The sequence below is a fragment of the Nostoc sp. DedQUE05 genome (assembly GCF_034530955.1).
Taxonomy (GTDB): domain Bacteria; phylum Cyanobacteriota; class Cyanobacteriia; order Cyanobacteriales; family Nostocaceae; genus Nostoc.
In genome coordinates, this window is sequence record NZ_JAVRCB010000093.1 from 1 (window position 1) to 6372 (window position 6372).

Here is a 6372-nt window from a genome sequence, read left to right on the forward strand (position 1 = left end):
ATAATTTCAGTTATTTACTACTTGCTTATGTCGGAAAGTGACAGAAGAGGGATACAAGCAGAACTACAGCCAAAGGGGATTCATGTTTGTGGGATTTATCCGAATTTGATTAAGAGTACTTTAATGGAACGGGCAGTTTTTCGGGGCAAGGATAAGCAAGATGCTCAAACTCGTCGTGGACAGCTTGAGGTTGTGCTGAAAAATCCGGTAGTGGAGAAGCCTGAAGATGTGGCAAATGCTATCTGGGATGCAGTCAAGAATAATAAATCGGAAGTGATGGTTGGTTCGGCGAATTTCTCGCAAGCTTTATATCGCTTGTTTCCTGGTTTGATAAAGTGGGTTTCGCGGCAAGGGTTGAAAAATCAGGATAATTAATTTTTGCTGCCAGCACATTCTGCTATTGTTACTCGCATTCTCGTTTTGTTACATAGTGGCGATAGCGAAACATAGCTTCTAGTTGCACTTGCACTAACCAACCACTGACAAATTCAACTGTTCCTCCACCAGGCATAGAAAAAGAAATAGCATCAGTCAGCCTAGTTTTACCATTTTCCAGTTCAAATTCATGTCGATGTATCCAAGATTCAAAAGGCCCAGATATCTGTTCGTCAGCAAACAGACGATATTTTTCACATTCAGTATGACGCGCTAACCAAGTTAAGGGTAATGGGCCGAGAAACAAGCGAAATTCAGTGATAGCACCCACGTTCAGCCCTCCTTCACGACGAACCACTTGAACCGGCTGCCAAGGTGGATTCAACAGTTGCAAAATATCTGGTCTTTCGTGAAATTTCCAAACTACTTCTGGTGAGGCATTAATGATTGAAGAATGTTTAAAGTGCAGCATGGAAAGAAAAACCTAAAATTCAACTTTCGGATTCGGTATCAATCTCGATATCTAGGGTATCTTCATCAACCCGCACATACAAAATATTTGGGTTACAGCAAACTTGACAATCTTCTACATAAGATTGCTGTCCTCCAGCACTCAAATCAATAAAAGTTAAGTTTGATTCGCCGCAATAAGCGCAGTAATACTCAGCTGTGTTTTGCATCAAGTTTTCAGCTATGAATTCAATGGCTGTAATTCTTTTGGAGATGGATTGATATAACTTTTAGCATCAGCCAAATGCTTTAGTAGTGTAGACTGTGGCAGAGGCCCTTGCAAGTGGCTCCAGGGTAATACTTGTTCTGTTGACCACTCGGTATGGACGTAGAAATCTAAGTCGGGGATTTGTCCTTTGAGTTTCTTGAAAGCACGTTTGTAACTACCCAAGGAATCGCCAAAGTCACGAGTAAGTTCTAGGAGTTGGGAGAGTCTGCGATCGCCTCTCGACAATAAAGCCTGTATAATCGACCAATTATAGCTTTCTGGGCGAAATTCTATTCCCTGCGGTTTTAGCTGTTTTTGTAAAAATTGCAACCGCTTTTCGGCTTGACGATTCACTCCAAACCATTGAAATGGCGTATGTGCTTTGGGTACAAAGGTGCTGCATCCGTATGTTAACCGCAATCCTGGCGCAGCTTTTTTGATATTACGCATCATCGCCACGGTTTGCTCTAAATCTTCTGCTTCTTCACCAGGAATTCCTGCCATTCCGTAGAGTTTCAAGCTTTTTAATCCGCCAGCTTTGGCATTTATCGCCGCTTGGATAATTTCATCGTTATGCAGCTTTTTGTTGACGATTTGCCGAATTTTTTCGGAACCACTTTCTACTGCAATGGTAAGCGATCGCGTGTCTCGTTTAGTCAAAGTTTCTGCTAACTGGACTGTTACAGTATTGGTTCGCACTGAGGCAATACTGAGACGGACATCATCGTACTTTGGCTGACTGATATAATTTAGCAAAGCCTCAAATTCTGGATGTTGAGTGACTGAAGCCCCTAATAATCCTAGCCGATTTGTGACTTCTAAACCTTTGGCGATCGCTGGAATTAATGAATCTTCCAGACTGGCTGTTCTAAAAGGCAGTGTGAGATAACTCGCCAAACAAAAGCGGCACATTTCTGGACAGCTTCTCACCACTTCCACCATATAAATATTTTCCCATGCCGCTTTTTCGGTGACTACAGTAGAAGCCGATAGAGTATTTCCTCGGTAAGTTTGCTTTTGCACGACTGCGGGAATTTCAGGAGAAATTGGTTTAATAGACTTTACTTCACCATCTCTTGTGTGATATTCCACCTCATACAAACTGGGTACATAAATTCCTGGTATTTGTGCAAGTCTTTTTAGTTGAGTTTGTCTGGAGGCATTTCTGACTTCTTTGTAAGCCTCAATAAAATTTCCTAACAGGGTTTCGCCATCCCCCAGCAAAATTACATCAAAAAAATCTGCAAAAGGTTCGGGGTTAGCAGTGAGAACGGGGCCACCACCAAAAATTATCGGATGAGAATGATCACGAGAGGTTGCCCGAATAGGAATTTCTAAAGATTCCAGCAAATTTAGAATATTCACATAATCCAGTTCCCACGAAATAGAAAATCCCACAATTTCCGGCATTCTGGGGAGTTGTTCGTGAGTATCGGTAAACAGGCGACTCACCTGCACATCATCACGCATTGCAAAAGTTGCCCACACTACCTGATAGCCGAGGCTAGTGATACCTACGCTGTACTCGTTGGGAAAGGCGAAGATTATGGGGATAGCGTGGGTGTCTGGGGTGGTAGGTGTAAATAGAAGGCGTTCAGAGTCGAATACAGATGATGTCACAGGTGTTTGTTAGGGGCAAGTTTATCTATATTTAATTTTAAGCCATAGAATAATTAAGTTAAAAATCAATGTTATGGCATTAGCAAGAATAATTGGCAAGGATTGTAAATAAATTCCATAGATTAGCCACAAAAAAACACCACTTATAAATGTAATTAGGGTAACTAAAGAAACATCTTTTGCTGATTTTGTTTGCCAAGTTTTAAACATTTGTGGCAAAAAAGAGATTGTGGTTATTGTGGCGGCAGCTAATCCTAAAATTGTTATAAAATCCATGCGATGCAACCAGAGCAATTCATTTTTAGTGTAACGCTAGAGAAACACTTGCATTACATTAAATTTTACCTAGTTTCTCTTTTAGTTTTCTGATGTGATTTTATTTTTTCATTCAGATTTTATTCTTTGGTTTTTTGATATAAGACTTCGCCCAAGCATACCGTTGTGAATCTTTGTTTAGTAGGTAGTTTATCACTTGCTGACGCTTATTTTCATCATTAGCATTTTTCACTACTCGCTTGATTTCAGAATCCATATCTCTAGGATTAGCACCACGTTTGATTGCTTCTTGAAACCAATATTCACCATCTGAATATTGATGTCGTTCAAAACAAATGGCTCCCATCAAAGTATAAGGGTGATGGCTTTTTTGTAGATGCTTAATAGCTTGACGGGCGCAATTTTCTGCTTCATCTAATTTTCCAAAATCTCGAAAAGCTCCACCTCTGGTAGTTAGCAAAGCTGATTTGAGTTTATTTTCTTTAATTTTGTCGAGTTGTAAATTATTCGTCAGTTGCAATGTTCTGGTTCATCTGCTTTGCGCCAATGACTGCTGGCATTTGCTAAGTTCCATTTGTTATCAGTGCGCTGAAACTCCTGTTCATAAAAATTTGCTTCAATTGTGTGGTAAGCAATCCAAATCTTACCAGAGAATAATTTAGTCCCTTGATGCTGAGGTTCTTGTTGCCACCTATCATAACTATATGTTGCTAGAGGCACTTCAACTTTAGTCTCTTGAAGCCAAGCAACATCTGTTGCTTCAAGTCGCTCTTTTAACTCCAGCTTTTGCAAAATTGTGTATAAAAGACTGGTGTGTGGTTTATCTTGATAGCGTAAAACATCATATTTTGATTTCAAAGCTGCGAAGTGCTTTTGTTTGGCAAAGATAATGATATCTTCATGTCTATTATTTTTCAACCACTCAATTTCTGATTCATTAAGTAGTTCTTCTGAATCTATTTTAGATTTTAGGATGGATACATATTTTTCATTTGCAATTTCTATAATATCAGTCAGCTTGCGTTTTTTGAGAAAGTTAATATCCTGTTCACCTAACTGATTCGAAAACTCAAGTCTTTTAAGAATTTTATACAGGTGACTCTTGGGCGATGAATCCTGATACTCAGTTGCTTTATACTTCAGTTTCAAGGCGGCAAATTCTCGTGTTTGTTCCAACTCTTGAGCAATGGCAATTGTTTCGCTAAGTTTTTGCTGTTCCAACCAGTTAATCTCGGAATCACTCAAATCATTTTTGGCATCAATATTTTGTAGTATTGGATATAATGGACTTGATAATAATAAATCAGAGTGTAGATTCGCTTGATATTTATCTTTTAACTTAGCAAATTGAGCTTCTTTTTCTGATTCCTGTTGCTGAAAAATTTCTGCTGTTTCCAAGAGTTGATTATTGAGCAGCCAATTATATTCAGAATCACTTAAACGTTCTGTAACCTCTAACTTTTTTAGTATTTGATACAGAAAACTATCAGGATATGAGTCTTGATATTGACTAGCTTTGTATTGAGATTTAAGTTGAGTAAATCGCTTTACTTCTTGAGCAATTTGATTTGTTTCATATAAACCAGTTCTTCTCAGCCATTGAACTTCTAAATCAGTGAGTAAAGTTCCTGATTCAAGTTTCAAAAGTATAAAATACAGATGAGTAGATTGCCAAGAAACGTTATAATTTGTGGCTTTGTACTTAGACTTTAATTTAGAGAATTCAAATTCTAGATTTCTCAATTCTTGTACTTTATGTTTCTGCTCTTGCTTGATAGCTTCTAAAGTCTCCTCAAGCTGAGACTCTCCCAACCAAGTAGATTCTAAGTCAAGGAGTTCAATTCCTAAGTCAAGTTTTCGTAGTATGAGATACAGCAAACTAGCAGGTAATGAATCTTCATATTGAGTCGCTTGGTATTTGGACTTTAAAGCAGCAAAGTGTTCTAAGCGATTTGGAGACTCTTTATCCATATTGATAGTAGATGCGATCGCACGTACTTAAATGTGTTATCCGCTACTATAGCAATACAGATAAAAAAGGGCGAGTCAGACACCCACCCTCGAAGCATAAATATTTTCTGAAAGTCCAAGTACAATCCCTACAACACCTTACACTGTCCATGATGCCGCAACAAATGGTCGCACAACACCAGCGCCACCATCGCCTCCACCATTGGAACTGCACGCGGTAATACACAAGGATCGTGTCGTCCTTTTGCCGCTAATAGGGTTTCTTCACCTTCACGAGTTACTGTTTTTTGCTCTTTTCTAATTGTCGCCGTCGGCTTAAATGCAACTCGTAAAATGATATTTTCTCCATTGGAAATTCCCCCCTGAATACCACCAGAACGGTTAGTTACAGTGCGAATTTCACCATTTTCATCAATATAATATTCGTCGTTATGCTCAATTCCGGTTAACAGCGTTCCGCCAAAACCGGAACCAATTTCAAAACCTTTGCTAGCAGGGAGAGACATCACACCTTTAGCGATATCAGCTTCCAATTTATCAAATACTGGTTCGCCTAAACCTTTCGGCACGTTACGCGCTACACATTCTACGACACCGCCGATAGAATCACCTTGCCTCCCAACTTGCTCAATTAATTCAATCATGCGATCGCTACATTCAGCATCGGGACAGCGCACGATGTTGCTTTCCACTTGTTCTAAGGTGACAGTATTTGGATCGACTATACCTTCCAAGTCTTTGATGCGCTTGACGTAAGCGATAACTTCGACATTGGCAACTTGACGGAGAATTTTTTTAGCGATCGCACCAGCTGCTACTCTACCAATTGTCTCACGCGCTGACGACCTACCCCCGCCTTGCCAATTGCGAATGCCATATTTTGCATCATAAGTTGCATCCGCGTGAGAAGGGCGATACTTCTCGGCCATCTCGTCGTAGTCTTGGGAACGAGTGTCTTTGTTCCGTACCAAAATCCCTATAGGCGTTCCTAGTGTTTTGCCTTCAAATACACCCGATAAAATCTCGCAGGTATCGGCTTCTTTGCGAGGTGTCGTAATTTTACTTTGTCCTGGACGCCTTCTATCTAATTCTACTTGGATTTCTTCTGCCGAAATTTCTAGTTGTGGAGGACAACCATCAATCACAACCCCCACACCACCGCCGTGAGATTCACCAAAAGTAGTTATACGAAATAGATGACCAAAAGTGTTGCCCATGATCTTAAAGAAAAAGGATGAGGCTTATGTATTTTACCTAGAGTTTGTGCAAAAGTTAATTTATATGCTTTAGCACTCGGAATGTTTGACGTATAAACTATCTTTTACCTATACAAATAAGAAAGCGCCCTCCGTTACGAGAGGGCGCTTTCTTATTTAGCTAAACTTCAGAATTAACCGTTGATAGCAGGAGCG

At 39.7% G+C, this 6372-nt stretch carries 7 protein-coding genes and 1 pseudogene; 1 reads left to right on the plus strand and 7 read right to left on the minus strand.

Translation table 11 applies throughout. The features are described from left to right. Positions 1–375, plus strand: a pseudogene (locus tag RMZ42_RS34535) (hypothetical protein); the annotation flags it as partial. A gap of 28 nt (positions 376–403) precedes the next feature. Here RMZ42_RS34535 and RMZ42_RS34540 read toward each other — a convergent pair. The 7 genes from RMZ42_RS34540 to aroC all read right to left on the minus strand — a co-directional run bounded on the left by RMZ42_RS34540 (position 404) and on the right by aroC (position 6177). Continuing rightward, positions 404–847 (minus strand): SRPBCC family protein, encoded by a 444-nt coding sequence (locus tag RMZ42_RS34540; protein ID WP_322675667.1) that lies wholly within the window; start codon positions 845–847, stop codon positions 404–406. A 19-nt stretch (positions 848–866) separates the two neighbouring features. Then, positions 867–1055 (minus strand): CPXCG motif-containing cysteine-rich protein, encoded by a 189-nt coding sequence (locus tag RMZ42_RS34545; protein WP_322675668.1) that lies wholly within the window; start codon positions 1053–1055, stop codon positions 867–869. A gap of 11 nt (positions 1056–1066) precedes the next feature. Further along, complete coding sequence (locus tag RMZ42_RS34550; protein WP_322675669.1) at positions 1067–2713, minus strand: radical SAM protein; 1647 nt, start codon at positions 2711–2713, stop codon at positions 1067–1069. Positions 2714–2734: 21 nt separating this feature from the next. Then, positions 2735–2989, minus strand: coding sequence for a SemiSWEET transporter (locus RMZ42_RS34555; protein ID WP_104905670.1), 255 nt, complete (start codon positions 2987–2989; stop codon positions 2735–2737). A gap of 112 nt (positions 2990–3101) precedes the next feature. Then, positions 3102–3509, minus strand: coding sequence for a hypothetical protein (locus RMZ42_RS34560; protein WP_322675670.1), 408 nt, complete (start codon positions 3507–3509; stop codon positions 3102–3104). Continuing rightward, positions 3500–4801 (minus strand): hypothetical protein, encoded by a 1302-nt coding sequence (locus RMZ42_RS34565; protein ID WP_322675671.1) that lies wholly within the window; start codon positions 4799–4801, stop codon positions 3500–3502. Before RMZ42_RS34565 ends, RMZ42_RS34560 begins: the two co-directional genes overlap by 10 nt. Positions 4802–5088: 287 nt before the next feature. Next, positions 5089–6177 carry a chorismate synthase gene (aroC, locus tag RMZ42_RS34570; RefSeq protein WP_322675672.1) on the minus strand — a complete coding sequence of 363 codons (1089 nt, stop codon included), beginning with the start codon at positions 6175–6177 and terminating at the stop codon, positions 5089–5091. Positions 6178–6372: the final 195 nt, after the last annotated feature.